At 41.3% G+C, this 19,650-nt stretch carries 11 protein-coding genes; 10 read left to right on the forward strand and 1 reads right to left on the reverse strand.

All coding sequences use genetic code 11. The annotated features are described in order from the left end of the window. Positions 1 to 2 precede the first annotated feature (2 nt). The 3 genes from HS960_RS23055 (at position 3) to HS960_RS23065 (ending at position 6,828) form a co-directional block, all read left to right on the forward strand. Positions 3 to 2,417 carry a glycosyl hydrolase 115 family protein gene (locus HS960_RS23055; protein WP_182330697.1) on the forward strand — a complete coding sequence of 805 codons (2,415 nt, stop codon included), beginning with the start codon at positions 3 to 5 and terminating at the stop codon, positions 2,415 to 2,417. A gap of 61 nt (positions 2,418 to 2,478) precedes the next feature. Continuing rightward, on the forward strand, positions 2,479 to 3,417 hold the full coding sequence (locus tag HS960_RS23060; protein WP_182330698.1) for a glycoside hydrolase family 43 protein: 939 nt from the start codon (positions 2,479 to 2,481) through the stop codon (positions 3,415 to 3,417). Between the two features lie 594 nt (positions 3,418 to 4,011). After that, positions 4,012 to 6,828, forward strand: a complete 2,817-nt coding sequence (locus HS960_RS23065) for a glycoside hydrolase family 2 protein (protein WP_228280113.1) — start codon at positions 4,012 to 4,014, stop codon at positions 6,826 to 6,828. A gap of 128 nt (positions 6,829 to 6,956) precedes the next feature. On the opposite strand, the gene HS960_RS23070 is transcribed toward HS960_RS23065, so the two are convergent. Further along, positions 6,957 to 8,342, reverse strand: coding sequence for a glycoside hydrolase family 28 protein (locus HS960_RS23070; protein ID WP_182330700.1), 1,386 nt, complete (start codon positions 8,340 to 8,342; stop codon positions 6,957 to 6,959). 623 nt (positions 8,343 to 8,965) lie between these two features. Between HS960_RS23070 and HS960_RS23075 the strand changes: the two genes are divergently transcribed. The 7 genes from HS960_RS23075 to HS960_RS23105 all read left to right on the forward strand — a co-directional run bounded on the left by HS960_RS23075 (position 8,966) and on the right by HS960_RS23105 (position 19,619). Next, a complete protein-coding gene (locus tag HS960_RS23075; protein WP_227550052.1) occupies positions 8,966 to 10,291 on the forward strand; it encodes a rhamnogalacturonidase in 1,326 nt (441 codons plus the stop codon). Positions 10,292 to 10,332: 41 nt separating this feature from the next. Beyond that, positions 10,333 to 12,180: a rhamnogalacturonan lyase gene (locus HS960_RS23080; protein WP_182330701.1), complete on the forward strand. Its 1,848-nt coding sequence runs from the start codon at positions 10,333 to 10,335 to the stop codon at positions 12,178 to 12,180. Positions 12,181 to 12,235: 55 nt separating this feature from the next. Next, a complete protein-coding gene (locus HS960_RS23085) occupies positions 12,236 to 13,006 on the forward strand; it encodes a rhamnogalacturonan acetylesterase (RefSeq protein WP_088163075.1) in 771 nt (256 codons plus the stop codon). 8 nt (positions 13,007 to 13,014) lie between these two features. Continuing rightward, a complete protein-coding gene (locus HS960_RS23090; RefSeq protein WP_153844236.1) occupies positions 13,015 to 13,794 on the forward strand; it encodes a rhamnogalacturonan acetylesterase in 780 nt (259 codons plus the stop codon). Position 13,795: 1 nt separating this feature from the next. Beyond that, the gene (locus HS960_RS23095) at positions 13,796 to 15,391 is read left to right on the forward strand and encodes an arylsulfatase (RefSeq protein ID WP_182330702.1); all 1,596 of its coding nucleotides are present in this window, start codon (positions 13,796 to 13,798) and stop codon (positions 15,389 to 15,391) included. A 114-nt stretch (positions 15,392 to 15,505) separates the two neighbouring features. After that, entirely contained in the window at positions 15,506 to 16,660 is a 1,155-nt protein-coding gene (locus tag HS960_RS23100; RefSeq protein WP_182330703.1) for a glycoside hydrolase family 88/105 protein, read from the forward strand. 1 nt (position 16,661) lies between these two features. Continuing rightward, entirely contained in the window at positions 16,662 to 19,619 is a 2,958-nt protein-coding gene (locus tag HS960_RS23105) for a glycoside hydrolase family 2 protein (protein ID WP_182330704.1), read from the forward strand. Positions 19,620 to 19,650 lie beyond the last annotated feature (31 nt).

The raw sequence follows: 19,650 nt of genomic DNA on the forward strand, positions 1-19,650 counted from the left end.
ATATGATATATCCAGCTTTGCAGAAGAAGTCTATTTTAGTTTTTATAAACCTCTGTTTGACAATTGTGCCCTTGTTTGCCGGCTCAGGCTTCAATCTGATCAAAAATAATCGGGCTGCGGATATTTATTATGGTGGAAGAAATCCTATCATTGAAACCGCTTTGGAACTTTTGGATGCAGATGCACAACAAGTTGGTCAATCTGCTTTTAAACGAATCGACAATGCTGATCCTGGGGGGATTATCGTTGGAGAATTGCATGATCCAATAATTGGCAAATTGATAAAAGATTATCATATCCGTCTTCCTGAAATGGAAGGTCAATGGGAAATGTTTTGTTTGAAGGTGCTTCCGATAGAAAAAGTACCGACACTTTTAGTGATAGGATCTGATGCTAGAGGTACGGCATATGGAGTGATGGAAATTTCTAGAAAATTGGGCGTTTCTCCATGGAGTTGGTGGGCAGATGTGGTTCCCCTTAAAAAATCAACAATTTCTCTGCCCGTCGATTTTGAAGACAAGCAATTTCCTAAAGTGCAATTCCGGGGAATTTTTTTAAATGATGAGGACTGGGGATTGACACCTTGGAGCAGCAAAACCTATGAACCCGAAGCAAAGTTAGATGGAGGAATTGATCCAGCCAAAACAAAAAAAATGGCGACGATAGGGCCTAAGACCTATGCACGTATTTTTGAGCTGTTATTAAGGCTGCGGGCTAATTCAATTTGGCCAGCAATGCATGAAGTAACTGTTCCTTTCTATTTTGTCCAGGGAAATCGCGAAATGGCCGAAAAATATGGAATATATATCGGCTCATCGCATTGTGAACCCCTCGCTCGAAACAGTGCGACGGAATGGGATATCGTAGGTCGGGGGCCCTATAATTATTTGACAAATAAAAATGAGATTGTTGATTATTGGTCCAATCGACTCAAAACACTGGGGCAATCCCATAACATATTTACACTGGGTATGCGCGGGAAACACGATGGAGCAATGGAAGGCGTCAAAACAACTGAAGCCTATAAAGATGCGATCAATAAGGTCATTAAAGATCAAACGGGTCTGTTGAAAAAATATGTCAATGCAGACCCAGCGCAGATTCCTCAGGTTGTTATACCTTATAAAGAGGTATTAGACGTGTATAGGGCCGGTATGGATCTTCCTGACTATACAACACTGATGTGGTGTGACGATAATTATGGTTATATCACCCACTTCCCAAATCCGATAGAAAGAAAAAGATCGGGTGGTAATGGACTGTATTATCATGTTTCCTATTGGGGACGACCACATGATTATCTTTGGTTGTCGACCATGAGTCCGGCGCTGATTTATCAGCAGCTTAATACAGCTTATCAACATGATGTTAAAAAAATGTGGATTGTCAATGTTGGGGATATTAAGCCTGCTGAATATCAGATTGAACTCCTGATGGACATGGCCTGGGATATGGACCAGGTAAAAAAAATAGGCATCTACCAGCATCTGAATCAATTTTTGCAACGGGAATTTGGACGTCGTTTGGCGAAGAAGATCGTGCCGATTATGCAGGAACATTATCGGTTGGCTCATATTCGAAAACCTGAGTTTATGGGAAATACACGTACGGAAGAAAAAGATCCAGCCTATAAAATTGTGAAAGACCTACCTTGGTCCGAACAGCAGATTAAAAAGCGATTGGTGCAGTATAAACATATTCAAGATGCAGCCACCTCAATTGAGGCATCAGTCCCCTTGGATCGCAAGGATGCATATTTTGAATTAGTGCTGTATCCGGTTGTTGCAGCGGCAAAGATGAATGAAAAACACCTTTATGCGCAGTTGGCACGTCATGGCAAAGCTGAATGGCAAAAAAGCCACGATGCGTATGATAAAATCGTTTCCTTAACTGCGCAATACAATGCCTTGAATAAAGGAAAGTGGAAGGGGATAATGGATTATAAACCCAGAAACCTTGCTGTTTTCGATAAGATTATAGAAGGGAAAGCAGTTGCTCCACTGGCCAATAATGATCAGCCCGTCAAGCGGATTCCTGGTAGAGATCTAAAAGGCTCAATAGGATATGAAGGTTTGGGGTATGAAGGGCAGGCCGGAGCTATCCCATTGGATGTAGAAGCCAGTTATCCGCTCAAAGGGCTCAAGGGCGATTCTGTTACCATTGTCGTCCACTTGCTGCCTACACACCCGGTCTCTTCAGATGATTTGCGTTTTGAAGTTTCCTTGGGGCAACAGCATTCGCCTGCCATTTCTTATAAAACAATTGGACGAAGTGAGGAGTGGAAAGAGAATGTCTTGCGCAACCAGGCCATTCGAACGATTAAATTTAAGGTTGCTTCATTGCAACAGGACATATTGCGTATCAAAGCGCTTGATGAGGGCGTAGTGGTCGATGAAGTAACACTATATTTGGATTAAAGTATTCGTTTCCTGCTCTATAATGGAAATTCGTTATAGACTTATTCATAAGATTATAAAAATGAAAAAACAATTTCTAGTCACGCTCCTCGTTATTTTAACTTGCCTCGTTAAGGCACAATCTTCTGTCTACCTTTTCTCTTATTTTATAGGTAATGGTGCTGACGGACTGCATCTTGCTTATAGTTTGGATGGACTGAAATGGGAACCCTTGAATCAGGGAAAAGCTTTCTTAGTACCAACGGTAGGAAAAGATAGGCTGATGCGTGATCCCAGTATTTGCCAAGGGCCGGATGGAACCTTTTACCTTGTATGGACAACGGGTTGGTGGGATAAAATTATCGGATATTCTTCTTCCAAAGATCTTGTACATTGGACCGAACAAAAAGAAATTCCAGTCATGGTAGATGAACCTGATGCGAAAAATGCATGGGCTCCGGAGCTTTTTTACGACAAGGCGACGAAGGAATATTATATCATTTGGGCCACGACGATCCCTGGTCGACATAAAGAGGTACAGACCAGCGACAGTGAGAAAGGCTTAAACCATCGGATGTATAACGTCACGACAAAGGATTTTAAACGTTTTTCAAAAACCAAGTTATATTTTGATCCCGAATTTAGTGTCATCGATGCGGCCATTATACAAAAAGGCAATAAGGAATACATGATGGTGTTGAAAAATGAAAATTCTAACCCACCTGAGAAAAATATTCGGATCACAACAACAAAGCGTTTAGCGAAAGGATTTCCGACGACTGTCTCTAAGCCGATTACAGGAAATTATTGGGCGGAGGGGCCTGCTCCGCTGCAGGTTGGGGAGTATATATATGTATATTTTGATAAATACCGCGACCACAAATATGGAGCTGTACGAAGCAAAGACGGCGTCAACTGGGAAGATGTCTCCGATCTGGTGAGCTTTCCGAAGGGAGTACGTCATGGAACAGCTTTTACGATAAATCAAACGGTTTTATCAAATCTGTTAAAAGCAAACTGATAATCCTATGTATAGTCCCTGAAACTTTATTTTAGTGTGTTTTATTTGGAAAACGTGCGCTAATTTTTTTAATAAGGAAGGCTTGCCTACTTTACCTTTTAGAACGGAGTAGTGTATTTCTGAGATCTTTCTTTCGAAATATTCACGCTTTTGTAATGATCAAATTATAATACTGTTGCCATCTTAATAGAAGTGATTGTTATAAAAAAAGGTTTTCAAACGGGGAGAATGAAAACCTTTAAAATAACCAATTAATCCTAAATTTATGATAAAAAATATGATACTATTTTGTTGGCGTTCCTTTGATAAAACTCATTTGGTTTCATCTAAATTATAATTTACGTACTTACCACCTAAATTTGGGAATAGCCAATTTAGTAAGGCAAGTTTAAGTATATTGAAGTGATTTGTCATCCTGTGCTGTTCTGTCTGAACAGTATGGTATGCCTAAATAAAATGTTGGTGAATAAAACCATTCAGGTAAGTTCAGGATGCTTAAGTGTCCTGAACTTTTTATTTTAGAGGTTTGCTAATTCAATGAATAAACCTATGCTTAAAATTCGAATTGCCTTCTTTACTTTGATATACGTTATAATGGCAAATATTGCCTCAGCACAAACGATGAAGGAAATACACTATCTCTCAGGAACGGACAACGTTCATACGGTCAATTGGGACTTCTGGGTAACTGGGGGACGTAAGGCTGGAAAATGGGATAAGATTGCAGTTCCCAGTCATTGGGAACAACAGGGATTTGGGGCTTATAACTATGGTCGGGACTATGTGACCTATGGCAAGAATTTCATCTTTTACGATGAGAAAGGTTTGTATCGGCATCAATTTACTGTTCCAAAAAACTGGAAAGGTAAAAAAATAAGCCTTGTGTTTGAAGGTTCGATGACAGATACTGAAGTTAAGATCAACGGTAAACTAGCTGGAGATATCCACCAAGGTGCATTCTATCAGTTTAAGTACGATGTCACCGACAAGATCAGCTTTGACAAGGCCAATATATTGGAAGCGACTGTATCAAAAATGTCTTCTGATAAATCTGTTAACAATGCCGAGCGCCTTGCAGATTATTGGATTTTAGGCGGTATTTATAGACCCGTATACCTCGAGGCGACACCACAAGAGCATATCAGCTGGACAGCTATCGACGCAAAAGCAGATGGAACTTTTCGAAGCAACGTGCATTTAGAAAGCTTATCTAAAGCCACTAATCTACAGGTGGAGATCAAAGATTTGAAGGGCAACGTGATCGCAACTCAGAAGTTCCCGATTATGGCGAAAGATTCGGTAAAATTGATCGAAATGAAAGTGGAAAAACCGTTATTGTGGACAGCGGAGACGCCAAACTTGTATCAGGTCACGTACACCCTATGGGATGGGAAGAATAAAGGATATCAATCTCAAGATCGTTTTGGTTTCAGGACGATCGAAGTTCGAGAAGGAGATGGTATCTATGTCAATGGTGTAAAAGTGAAGATGAAAGGTGTCAACCGTCATGTATGGTGGCCCGAAACTGGACGATCTGTGAACGCACAATTGGATCTGAATGATGTTAAACTGATCAAAGAAATGAACATGAATGCGGTACGCTGTTCACATTATCCGCCAGATAGATCGTTTTTGGCCTATTGCGATTCATTGGGCTTATATGTTTTGGATGAATTGGCCGGATGGCAGAAGGCATATAGCACCGTTGTGGGTAAAAAGCTAGTGCGAGAAATGGTTATTCGAGATGCCAATCATCCGTCCATTATACTTTGGAGCAATGGCAATGAAGGCGGGCATAATAAAGAACTTGTTGATGAGTATAAAAAATATGATCTTTCGGCAAGAACGGTAATCCATGCACATCATAGACCTGGGAACGCCATCAATGGAATCGATTGCAACCATTATGAAGACTTTTATTCAACAAAAAAAATTCTGGAAGGGCCAAACATTTACATGCCGACTGAATTTCTCCATGCACAGGACGATGGCGGCGCCGCAGCAGGATTAGCAGATATATGGGAGTTGCACTGGAATGCCAAATTAGGTGCAGGCGGATTTATTTGGGATTTTGCAGATGAAGGTATCGTACGTACAGATTTCAACAATGTGATTGATGTCAACCGCGTAAATGCCCCCGATGGAATCCTTGGGCCACATCGCGAAAAAGAGGGAAGTTTCTATGCTATTCGGGAAATCTATTCACCTGTACATATTACGATGAAGAAATTACCTTCCGACTTCAATGGAACTATTCCGGTGGAAAATCGTTATCACTTTACCGACCTAAAAGATTGCAGGTTTGAGGGTAAATTGATTACTTATAAACAGCCCTATGCCGAAGAAGCGGGGGTGGACTCAGTGTTGAATCTAAAGATAAGTAGTCCTGTATTGGCTCCGACTCAAAAAGGAAACGTGCAATTGAATTTGCCTGCAGACTGGAAACAGTATGATGCGCTAATATTGACGGCAACTGACCCACATGGGGAGGAAATTTATACTTGGACATGGCGTGTAAAATCCAATCAGGTTCTTACAGCTGAAATTCTACCTTTAAAATCTTCGACCGATGTTGAAGCGAAAGAGGACAGTGTGAATTATATCCTCAAGGCAAACGGAATAACAGCTTTTATCTCCAAAAAAACAGGATTATTGGTTGATCTGGCCAATGATTATAGCATGAAATTAGCTTTTAATAATGGCCCGGTGCTTATTGATGGACAGTCGGAGCTGAAAAGTGCTAAACGTTGGCAGGATGGAAAAAATGAAGTTGTTGAGTTTATGTTTGATGGCAATCTAAGCTTTATCCGTTGGACGATGCGGCCAGACGGCTGGTTGAAACTTGATTATGCTTACAATATGAAAAAAACGGTGCCTTATGCCGGAGTAAGCTTCAACTTTCCTGAAAACTATATTATTGGGGCCAAATGGCTCGGTAATGGGCCGTATCGCGTATGGAAGAATAGGATGCAAGGTGTCACCCTAAATACATGGGAAAAAATGTACAATGATGGAAAAGCCGGTATTGGTCCATGGGCATTTCCTGAATTTAAAGGCTACTTCTCCGATGTTAGCTGGGTACAATTCAATACAGTGCAAGGCAAGTTTTTGGTCGCAACAGATCAGGAAGATTTATTTGTGCGATTGTTCGAGTTTTACGGAATTTCCGGTCCCAAAGGCTATCCGCAATTGCCGTCTGGAGATATTTCCTTTTTAGATGCTATTCCCCCTATTGGAACAAAACTGGCATTGGGAATTAATGGAAATGCTGCCGTGAATGGACCCGCGGGTGAGCTTAATCAAATGGATAAAAGGATTAACCGGACACTCTATTTTTACTTTGGAACCCCAAAAGGCGAAAAAGAAAATACACAATTTGTGATGCCTAAGGTTAATGTGTTGACAGATTAAAAGAATAATGCATAAAAAAGGGCTTTTCTATGTTAATAGAAAAGCCCTTTTTTATGGTATAACCCTAATAGTATGTATTCTTTTCAATAATGCTTATTTAGGTTTCTTGAACCCAAAAAGGTTGTGCTTTATTCACTTTTATCGTTATTCGTGTAGGAAAAATCATTGACGTATTTATTTTGAATAGCGGTTGATGTTGTTTTTTTAAGATGTACATCCTTCAATTGTACGGTCTGAATTGGAAGTTCGGGATTGCCATTGATCTTCGAGACAAACTGCCCTACTTCAGCTTTAATGTGGGAAAGATAGACATTCGTTATTGGAGTCAGTTTTTTTACTTTGGTTGGTACCAGGTTGCGCCATTGATAGAGCACATCCGTATCTATTCCAAGTATACCTTCCTTTACGTTTTGGGCTTTGATATTTGAAAAATAAATGTTTTTAACGTAACCGCCCATACGTTCATTGGTTTTGATGAAAAGTAGATGCATGAGCTTCTCATTCGGCAGTACCGTGCAATTGTTTACGTAAATATTTTCAATCCCTCCCGAGAGTTCACTCCCAACGGCAAGGAGCTGATGACCGTCACGGATCTCGCAATTGCGGATCACAATATTCTTTGTTGGTGTTTTCAACCGCCAGCCTTCGGGATTTCTACCGGACTTCAAGGCAATAGCATCATCCCCTTGGTCAAATACACAATTTTCAATCAATACATTCTGACTCATTTCTGGGTCAATTCCATCATTGTTATGCCCATGAGCGTAGATGTCGATGCCACGGATAAGCGCATCTTTCGTTAGGTAGAGATGCAAGGTCCAAAAAGGACTGTTTCGGATCTTGATATCTTCGACCCTCACATGTTGGCAACGGTTAAATTGAATAAACTGAGGTCTAAGGTTGGATGTGTCGTTGACCATGAGGCGCTGTTCCACAGGCATCCCTTCTTGTGCCCAATTATAGAGATTTTTGATGCTTTCCATGTGCGGCTTTGGTCTCGGAAACCATTTCTCCCAAACAGTCAGATCTGCTTTTATGGTTCCCTTACCGGTAATGGCAACATTTGTCGCTTCGTATGCATAGATCAATGGCGAATAATTATAGCACTCCAGCCCTTCCCAACTACTGTGAACAGCAGGTAAATAGTCTTTCGGGTCGCCCGAAAAAAATAGTGTTGCTCCTGCACTGACATGTAAGTTTACATTGCTCTTTAGGTGTATTGCCTTTGTTGACCATTCACCTGGAGGAATAATGATATTGCCACCCGATGTTGTCGCTAGCGCAATGGCCTTCGCAATTGCTGCGGTAGTACTTTCCTTGTCACCCTGACGTGCACCAAAATCGCGGATATCGTAGTTTTTACAATGCTCGAAATTTGGGACCTTAAATACTGGGATTTCAAAAGGAGCTTTGATTTTAATATCGTCTTGGTTGATTTTGCTGATCTGCGCGACGCTCAATCGAGTAAAAGCGATCGATAGTAAAATAAGGGTGAAGATTGATTTATATTTCATGTTAATAATTATTTCGTGAGCACGCAAGCTCGGTTTGTGTTTTTTAAGGCTATATGGAATATCCAGTTTATTTTTCATCAGGAGGTTCTAAGCAATTGGTTAAAAACAATAAAGACTAAAAATAAGGAACAATCAAGGGGGAACCTAATTTTACCAAGCAGGACAGTACAAGGTGGTTTGGATATATTTTCTTAAGGATAAGGTATCACCAAATCCATATCAACTCCTGACTGCAAGCGGATTGTTAAAAAGGTGAGAGCATGGTGAATCAACCTCTAAAAGGTGGACTCAACGTGGACTCACTGTGCACTCAACGTGGTTACAGTTAGGAGTTGGTCATAAGTTGGTGTGGGGTTGGAGTTGAGAATTCTATAACAAATATATTACGAATGACGTTGAATCCTTGTTTTTAACCTTATTATACATGAAAACGAGCACTTTCTGACTGTATTGTCTGGTTTGTTCAGGATACTACAGGACGGCTCTTGTTAAAAATGTTGATACTTTTAAAACTAGCTACTTATTTAAGCATCCTTAAATACGCTAATCAATTCGAAGGCATTGTCTACACTTTTTAATTAAGCTGTAGACAAGCGGGGAAACAAGACTTAAAAAAACTAAATATGATGAAAAAATTCTTTCGATTTTTATATCTACTCACATCAATTGCGATTTTGTCCAATGCACATGCGCAAGGAAAGTTTCCGGACGGAACAGCAATCTCAAAATGGTTCGAGACTGTAAAATCGACTGAGATCGGAACGCTCGGAAAGAAATTTCTCATCACGGATTTTGGTGTGGTCGCAGATAGCACCATCGTACAAACTGCCAAAATCCAACAAGCAATTGATAAAGCATATGAAAGTGGAGGCGGTGTCGTCGTCGTACCTAAAGGGATCTATCTGAGTGGTTCATTATTTTTTAAACCAAAGACACACTTGCACTTGGAAGAAGGGGCTGTGTTAAAAGGAAGCGATGATATCGCAGATTTTGCGCTAGCGGAGACTCGAATGGAAGGTCAGACAGTGAAATATTTTTTGGCGCTTGTCAATGCGGATCAGGTGGATGGATTTACAATTTCGGGTAAAGGCACACTCGATGGAAACGGGTTGCGCTACTGGCGATCTTTTTGGCTTCGAAGACAGTTTAATCCACAATGCACAAATATGGACGAGATGCGCCCACGCTTACTTTATGTTTCCAATAGCAAGGACGTACAAATTTCGGGCATTCGTTTGATCAATTCACCGTTTTGGACCTCACATTATTATAAATGTGAAAATCTCAAATTGATCGGTTTGCACATTTCGGCGCCCAAGGAACCTGTGAAAGCGCCTAGTTCAGATGCGATCGATTTGGATGTCTGCCGTAATGTGTTGATTAAGGATTGTTACTTATCCGTTAACGATGATGCGATTGCATTAAAAGGTGGTAAAGGGCCTAAGTCCGACAAAGATCCTAATAATGGACCTAATTCAAATATTATTATTGAGAACTGTTTCTTTGGATTTTGTCATAGTGCACTGACTTGTGGTAGTGAATCTATTCATAGCTATAATGTGATTTTTAGGAACAATACCTTAGATAAAGCACGCAAGCTGTTGCAGTTAAAGATGCGGCCAGATACGCCACAAGAATATGAAAACATTTTGATCGAAAATGTAAAGGGAAATGTTAATAGCATGTTGTTTATTAAACCTTGGACCCAATTTTTTGATTTGAAGGGCGAGAAAGATATTAAAATGTCCTATGCAAGAAATATTGTCCTACGCAATATAGATCTGGATTGCGACATCGTATTCGATGTCCTCAATTCGGAACAATATGTGCTGTCGGATTTTACATTTCAAAATATGCACGTCCGTGCAGCCAAAGATCCAGCGATTCACAGGGAATATATTAAAAACTTTGTCCTAAATAATGTAACTGTTAATAATAAAAAGCAATAATAATATGTACCAGCATATTGCTGTGGCTTAGACCTTGAATTATGAAGACAAAACTTATTCTTTTGACTGGGGCACTGATCGGTTCCCTAGCCGTTTCAGGCCAACGTAAAATGGAGTTTTTGGATCGGGGGATGGTGGGTGTAAAAACGACGGACAACGCTGTTTTTTTAAGCTGGCGTTTGCTTGGCACTGACGATTTTGATACGGCCTTTGCAATTTATAGAAAGGAAGGGAATGGCAAGCAGAAAAAACTAAATACTTCACCTTTGACCAAAGGGACTAATTTTTTGGACGATCATGTCGATTTGAATCAAGATGTTACTTACATTTTGGATATAGTAACCGGAGGTAAAGAAAAAGAAGTTGCTAAATTGACCTTATCGAAAGATCAAAAAGTACAGCAATATTTAAATATTCCTTTATGTACTCCCAAAGGGTACACTCCTGGTGATATTTCTGTAGGTGATTTGGATGGCGACGGGACTTACGAACTGATTGTTCATCAGACGGGTGTTGGACATGACAACGCACACAATGGGATTACTTCGGAACCTATTTTTCAGGCATATAAACTAGATGGTACTTTTCTCTGGGAAATCAATTTGGGTAAAAATATCCGGGAAGGAGCACATTATACCCAATTTATGGTATACGACCTCGATAGTGACGGCCGTGCGGAGCTGGTCTGCAAAACGGCCGACGGTACGAAAGATGGACTGGGAAATGTCATTGGTGATGCCCAGGCCGATTGGCGTGATACCGTATTAAATTCGCGGACTGTTGGTCGCATATTGAAAGGACCTGAATATTTAACCGTATTTGATGGATTGACGGGCAAAGCCCTAAGCTCTGTAGATTATCTACCAGAACGTGGAGAGCTAAATTCATGGGGAGATACAAATGCTAATCGCAGCGATCGATTTTTAGCTTGTGTAGTCTATTTGGATGGTGTACATCCAAGTGTTGTGATGACGCGGGGATATTATGAACGGACAGCTCTGGCAGCGTGGGACTTTAAAGATAAAAAATTAGTGAACCGCTGGGTATTTGATAGCAAAGTTCGTAAAGATCCTTATTCCGGACAGGGATATCATAATCTTACGGTCGCGGATGTTGACCAGGATGGCAAAGATGAAATTGTATTTGGTTCGATGGTTATTGATGATAATGGCAAAGGTCTATACAGTACAGGACTGGGACATGGTGATGCGCTGCATGTCGGTGACTTAGATCCTGAAAGACCCGGCCTGGAGATCTTTGGAATCCATGAACTGAAAGGAGGGCGGAAAGGGACCGGCGTGGCTTTATTGGATGCCAAAACTGGTGCAATATTGTTTAAAAGTGCAATAAACCAAGATATTCCCCGCGGTGTTGCTGCAAATATAGATCCCGATCATAAAGGGGCGTATCTGTGGTGGCTGGGATCTAGAGATATGTACGATACCAAAGGTAATCGTGTAGGGCCGGCTCCGAGATCGACCAATTTTCTGATTTGGTGGGATGCTGATTTGAGCCGGGAACTTTTAAACAGTAACTATATTGAAAAATATAAAAATGGAAAAATAGAACGAATCTTTACGGGGATTGGAGCATCATCGATCAATGGAACTAAAAGTACACCTAACCTGAGCGCGGATATCTTTGGCGATTGGCGTGAAGAATTGATCCTACGTGCAGATGACAACCAAAGCCTACGTATCTATACAACAACGATCCCTACAACGCAAAGGGTATATACGTTGATGCATGATCCACAGTATCGCTTGAGCATAGCATGGCAGAATGTGGCTTACAATCAACCGCCACATACGGGGTATTATCTCGGTGCAGGTATGGATCGTCCGGTCAAGCCGAACATTCAGCTGGTTAAGTATGCCCATAAAAAATAGAAATTTGGAAGCGCGATTTGGATTTTTTGACTAAAAGAAATAGATAAGTTAGCAAATGAAGCATACAATAAAATGGATAGGGATGGCACTGACAGCCGTTCTTTTGATATCCTTTGCAAAACAGCAAGATAGACCTACGATTTATCTTATCGGTGATTCGACCGTTAAGAACAGCAATAAGGAATATTGGGGCTGGGGTACCCTGATTCCTGAATTATTGGATACGACACGAATCCGTGTAGACAATCATGCAATGGCGGGGCGTAGTACACGAACATTTGTCAAAGAAGGAAGATGGGCAAAAGTTGATTCTTTGTTCAAGCCGGGAGATTTTTTATTGATTCAGTTTGGCCATAACGAGGGCAGTAAGCCCGATACCAGCAAACAAGGCTATCGGGGTGTGCTACGGGGCATCGGCCAGGACTCCGTTGTGCTGGATTGGGGAAATGGAAAGAAGGAGACCGTGCACACTTACGGTGAAAACCTGCGTCGTTTTGTGATTGAAGCAAAGAAAAAGGGGGTAACACCAATTTTGTTATCCATGATTCCGCGCAACCAATGGGATAATCAAGGTAAGGTGAAACGAGCCGACAACGACTTTGGCTTGTGGGCTAGGCAGATTGCAGAAGAACAGGGCGTTCCCTTTTTGGATCTGAACAGTATTACCGCAGATAAATATGATCAGCTTGGTGCTGAACGGGTAAAATCCAATTATTTTCCAGGTGACCATACCCATACGAATAAAGCTGGGGCGCGAGAAAATGCATTGTCTGTTATCGAAGGATTTCGGAGAATTAAAAGCCAATTAGTACAATACATTAAATAAAAACGAAGATGAAATTGAAATTGTTGCCTTGGGCTGTGGTCCTTTTCGCTGTGATCAGTATGTCTTTTTTGGAAAAACAGCATAAACCGACCTTATTTATTATTGGTGATTCCACCGTAAAAAACGGACAGGGAAATGGGGCCAATGGACAGTGGGGCTGGGGAAGTTTGATCGGTCAGTATTTTAAATTAGATAAGATCAATGTCAAGAATCGTGCTTTGGGGGGAACAAGTACCCGGACATTTTATAACAATCCAAAGCTTTGGCAGAGGATACTGGATAGCATACAGCCGGGCGATTTTGTCCTTATGCAATTTGGACATAATGATTCAAGTCCTATTGTGGATACGTTACGTGCTCGTGGAACGATAAAAGGAAATGGCGACGATTACCAAGAAGTGTATAATCCATTGCTGAAGCAACATGAAGTTGTCTATAGTTATGGTTTTTACTTACGTCGATTTGTGAAAAATATTCAAGACAAAGGAGCCACAGCAATTATTTGTTCACCTATTCCGCGCAATGCCTGGGAAGGAAACCAAGTGCGTAAATCGGATTATGCAACATGGGCAAAAGAAGCTGCACAACAGGCTAATGCGTTTTTTATCCCCTTGCAGGATCAAGTGATAGCCCAGTATGAAACATTGGGGAAAAAGAAAGTAGAAACAGAATTTTTTGATCCTAAAGATGCGACCCACACAATTAAAGCAGGTGCTTTGCTAAATGCTAAACTCGTTGCTGAACAATTGAAAGCACAAACCAAAATCGGACTAAAGAAATTTATGTAGTATGATAAAATCTACCTTTCCGCTGACGATCTTCTTTCTGCTCACAGTATTTACAGTCCGTGCACAGCAACGGCCCAATATTGTGTTGATTCTGGCCGATGACATGGGCTATGCTGATTTAGGTTGTTTTGGTTCCGAAATTCAGACCCCACATTTGGATAAAATGGCAAAGGATGGTATTAAGATGACTAACTTTTATAATGCTTCGCGTTGTTGTCCATCACGTGCTTCTCTATTGACCGGATTGTATCCGCATCAGGCAGGTGTGGGCGATATGATGAACAAGCGTCCTTTTCCTGCCTATCAGGGCTATTTAAATAGAAACTCGGTCACATTGGCCGAACTATTGAAAAGTGCAGGTTATGGAACTTATATGGCTGGGAAATGGCATGTTGGACAGGAAAAAGAAAATTGGCCTCGGCAGCGTGGATTTCAGCGCTACTATGGGCTAATTGATGGAGCAAACAGCTACTTTGAAAACCGGCCTTATCGTCCCAAACAAACATTGACGATAGCTTTGGACAATGAGACGATCGTTCCGTCAAAAGATTACTATAGCTCGGATGCCTATACGGATTATGCGATGGCTTTCATTGGCGAGCATTTGGAAACGAAAAAAGAGGATCCTTTTTTTCTATACCTCGCTTTTCAGGCGCCCCACTGGCCTATACATGCCAAACCGCAGGATATTGCAAAGTATCGGGGTAAATATATGGAAGGCTGGGAGGCTATCCGTGAAAAGCGTTTTCAAAAACAGCAGCAGTTAGGGATAGTGCCACCAACGACCAAATTGTCTCCAACGGATACCACCTTGCGAAATTGGAATGATTGCAGCTGGGAAGAAAAAGTAAAATGGGATGAAAAGATGGCTGTCTACGCGGCGATGGTAGACGAATTGGATCAGAATGTTGGCCGACTGGTTGATTATCTCCAATCAAAAGGGCAATTGGACAACACTGTTTTTATTTTTCTCTCTGATAACGGGGCGAGCAATGAGACAATAACCAATGCGGGATTTACAGCAGAAATTAGAGCTGCGAATGAATTTCCTGCTAGTCATCCACGTTCTTTTACAGCTTATGGAATTGAAGGCGCTGCAGTGAGCAATACGCCTTTCAAAAAGTTCAAGCATTGGGAGTTTGAGGGTGGCAATGCAACCAGTTTTATCGCTTATGGGCCCAAGTTTCTGCCGCAAGGAAAACAGTTTGATAAGCCAGCCCATTTGATCGATATCATGCCAACCTTAGCACAATGGTCGGGAGCAAACTATCCTAAAAATTATGCCGGTAATACGATTAAACCGATGGAAGGGGCCTCCTTGCTTCCGCTATGGAATGAGCAACAGAAGGATATGGATAGGGAAATTTGTTTTGAGCACGAGGGTAACAAAGCTGTGCGCAAAGGAAAATGGAAATTGGTCTCTTCCTATCCTGAAAATAGGTGGTATTTATATGATATAGAAAAAGATAGAAGTGAAACAGTAGACTTATCAGCCTCTTTTCCGAAAATATACCGAGAAATGGTTCAGATCTATGAAAACTGGGCGAAAAGGGTTGGTGTGATACCCTACGAGCAGCTCGCTCAAAAACCTTCATGATTTCGCAGACACCAACAGCAATGAAAGCAAAAGAAGGTTCTCTCTGGCCAATAAGATCAGACACTTTCAGAAAAAAAAGGAATTCCCGTTATGAATAATTATATAAAGAAAAACATGAAAATATTTAATACTTATACGACCACTTTATTGATTGCATTTTTCCTTTCAGCATGTTCATCGACGAAGAAAGTTGTCGAACAGAAGCTGGAATTATCTGCTGTAGATGTACTTCAATCGTTGCAGTTGACCAATCGTTATTTCATGAACAAATGGACAGATACAGGGAAACCGATCTACACCAACCGTTGGCGGCCGAGTAATATCTGGACCCGGGCCGTTTATTACGAAGGGCTCATGGCACTTTATCAGATTGATAGAAACAATGAATACTACAATTATGCAGTGGATTGGGGAAATAAACATGATTGGGGGATGCGCAACGGTTTAGAAACTCGAAATGCCGATGACCAGGCTTGTGGGCAAACCTACCTGGATCTCTATGAGATTGAAGCAAAGCCTGAGCGTATCCAAAAGATTAAAGCCAATATAGATTATATTATCAAATCTGGAAAAGTAGACGATTGGACTTGGATTGATGCCATACAAATGGCCATGCCAATTTATGCCAAACTGGGTGTAATGACGAAGGATCAAACTTACTTTGATTACATGTATAAAATGTATCATCATTCAAAAACACAGGAAGGTGGAGGCCTGTATAACAAGGCCGATAAACTTTGGTGGCGCGATAAAGATTTTGTTCCTCCCTACAAGGAGCCGAATGGTGAGGATTGCTATTGGTCACGTGGCAATGGATGGGTTGTGGCAGCTTTGGTCAGGGTACTATCTTTAATTCCGGAAAACGAAGTACATCGAGCAGAATATGTAGCGGATTATAAGGCATTGATGGAAGCACTTGTTCCTATCCAAAGACCAGATGGATTTTGGAATGTTAGCCTGCATGATCCCAATAATTTTGGCGGACGGGAAACCTCAGGGACAGCACTATTTGTTTATGGTATGGCCTGGGGTATCAATAATGGTTTCCTGGATGCTAAAATATATCGCCCTGTTGTAGAAAAGGCATGGAAAGCAATGCTAGCAGAAGCGGTACACCCTTCTGGGTTTTTGGGCTATTTACAAGGAACAGGGAAAGAACCTAAGGATGGTCAGCCCGTCAGTTTTTCAAGTCAACCGGATTTTGAAGATTACGGTTTGGGTTGTTTTTTATTGGGGGGGACAGAGGTTTATAAAATGTTGTCAAGATAAGATGAAAAGGTTCCTGTTTATTTTTTGTTGCCTGCTGCTTTCATTCGGTACATATGCTCAAGCGGGGAGGAGGACTTTTAGTTTCAACGCTGACTGGCGTTACCATATTGGCGATGTTAGTGATGCTTCTGCTACAGGCTTCGATGATCGGGCATGGAAGCAGGTTGCCTTGCCTCAAGCATGGAATGAAGATGAAGCTTTCACAAAAGCAATACATGACCTTTCGACAACTATTGTTTGGTATCGAAAAAAGTTTAGTATTCCCAAGGGAATTACTTCCGATAAGGTCTTTTTGGAATTTGAAGGGATTCGCTTTGGCGGAGAATTTTATCTCAATGGAAAATTTATTGGTCGTCATGAAAATGGCGTTATGGCAGCAGGACTTGATATTTCGGACCTGATTGATCGCGATCACGAAAATATCTTGGCCATACGTATAGACAATAGTTGGAGCTATCGTGAAAAGGCAACAAATAGCACGTATCAATGGAACGATAAAAACTTTAATGCAAACTATGGTGGAATTCCAAAAAATGTGTGGATCCACTTTACTTCCAAAATTTATCAGACTTTACCATTGTATTCCAATTTGAAGACTACAGGTGTTTATGTGTATGCGAAAAACATAAATATCCCTGAAAAGACAATGGATCTTTTTGTTTCTTCGGAGGTAAAGAATGAAACCCTGCAATCGCGTCTGGTCAACTTTGTTGCCGAAGTACATAATGCCGAAGGAAAATTAGTGAAAACATTTTCAAAAAAGTTCAATCTTCCTGCCAATCGAACACAACAATTGACCATGAACTCAACCATGAATCAGGTTAATTTTTGGAGCTGGGGTTATGGCTACCTCTATACGGTTACGACAAAAATTGTACAGGACAACAAAACTATAGACGCTGTAGAGACGAAAACAGGATTTCGAAAAACGGCTTTTAAAGATGGCATGGTCTATCTGAATGATCAGGTTTTGATGATGAAGGGCTATGCACAGCGTACAAGTAATGAATGGCCTGCTGTTGGTTTGTCTGTAGCACCTTGGTTAAGTGATTTTAGCAATGGACTCATGGTCAAGAGCAATGCCAATTTGGTTCGTTGGATGCACGTAACACCTTGGAAACAGGATGTTGAATCCTGCGACCGCGTGGGACTGATGCAAATGCTACCCGCAGGAGATGCCGAAAAAGATGTCCAAGGTAGACGTTGGGAACATCGAACGGAGCTTATGCGTGATGCAATTATTTATTATCGGAATAACCCAAGTGTCTTGTTTTATGAATGTGGAAACGAATCGATTTCGGAGGAACATATGGCAGAGATGAAGACTATTCGTGATCAATACGATCCAGCTGGCGGACGGGCAATTGGCTCACGTGAAATGCTGGATAGTAAGCTAGCTGAGTATGGTGGTGAAATGTTGTATATCAATAAAAGTGCGCGTCATCCCATGATCGCAACCGAATATATGCGAGATGAGGCCTTACGTAAATATTGGGACGAATTGAGTTATCCTTTTCATAAGGATGGTGAAGGCCCGCTTTATAAAGGTGTAGATGCCAGTGATTATAACAGGAATCAAGATACTTATGTTGTTGAAGCGGTACACCGTTGGTGGGAATATTGGAAGATGCGTCCGGGCACTGGTGATCGCGTAAATTCGGGCGGTGTCAATATTATTTTCTCGGATTCCAATACCCATTTTAGGGGAAAAGAGAATTATAGAAGAAGTGGTGAAGTAGACGCCATGCGTATTCCCAAAGATGCTTACTTTGCCCACCAGGTGATGTGGGATGGCTGGATCGCTCCTGATCCAAAAGGCTTGTACCTGGTAGGACACTGGAACTATGCTCCCGGAACGAAAAAAGATGTATTGGTCGTTTCGGCCGCTGATCGGGTCGAATTAGCTGTGAACGGAAAAGTACAGAAAGAAGCGGAAAAGCTATACGACTTCCTATACCGATTTCCAGCCGTTGATTTTGAGGCCGGCGTATTGACGGCAAAATCATTCACAAAAGATGGAAAGTTGTTAAATAAGAAAGAACTAAAAACAACAGGTGAGCCTTACAAAATCCGTTTGACGGCGCAACATGGTAAAAATGGCTTATTTGCTGATGGTAACGATATGGTATTGGCAGAAGTCGAAGTGCTTGACAAAAACGGATTACGTTGCCCATTGGCTTCTAATACGATTGACTTTAAGTTGGATGGACCGATGGATTGGCGCGGGGGTATCGCCCAGGGGCCTGATAACTATATTTTAGCTACCTCACTTCCTGTGGAGGCTGGTGTAAATCGTGTATTACTTCGCACAAAGTACGATAAATCGGGGCGTGTGATGTTGAAGGCGACATCAAGTGGTTTACTGTCAGATTCAACCGTTTGGACGGTGCAACCGCTCAAAACCATGGCGGATTATTTCGTCAAGGAATCTAACGAAAATTTGCCGTCATTTTTAGCGCGTGGACCAAGTCCAGCAAACCCCACATTGGTGCAACTGAAAAAAAGTCTCAAAATCCGTGCAGTTGCTGCTGGTGCCAATCAAGAGAAAGCATCACAATCTTATGACGACAATGAACTGTCGGATTGGGTCAATGACGGACAACTAGGTACCGCCTGGATTACATATACTTTGCAGGAAAAATCCGATATTGATGAAGTTGACCTGAAACTGAATAATTTTAGATCAAGATCTTATCCATTGCAGATTTTTGTGGACGAAAAACTTGTTTTCGACGGCAATACAGATGTGACATTAGGCTATTGTACCTTGTCATTTCCGCGTACAAGGGGTGAAAAAATAACAATAAAACTTAAAAATGCACCTTTTACCACGAGGGAAAATAATCAGGTTGAAATGGGGGGCAAGAAACTTGATGATGGTGTGGCCCGTAATGACGCGAATGCCAAAGGCACCTTGAGCATTATCGAAGCTGACATACATCAGGTATTGGCCAATTAAGAAAATTTGTCGATCATAAAATAGTTGAAGA

The organism is Sphingobacterium paramultivorum (assembly GCF_014109745.1).
Lineage (GTDB): Bacteria > Bacteroidota > Bacteroidia > Sphingobacteriales > Sphingobacteriaceae > Sphingobacterium > Sphingobacterium paramultivorum.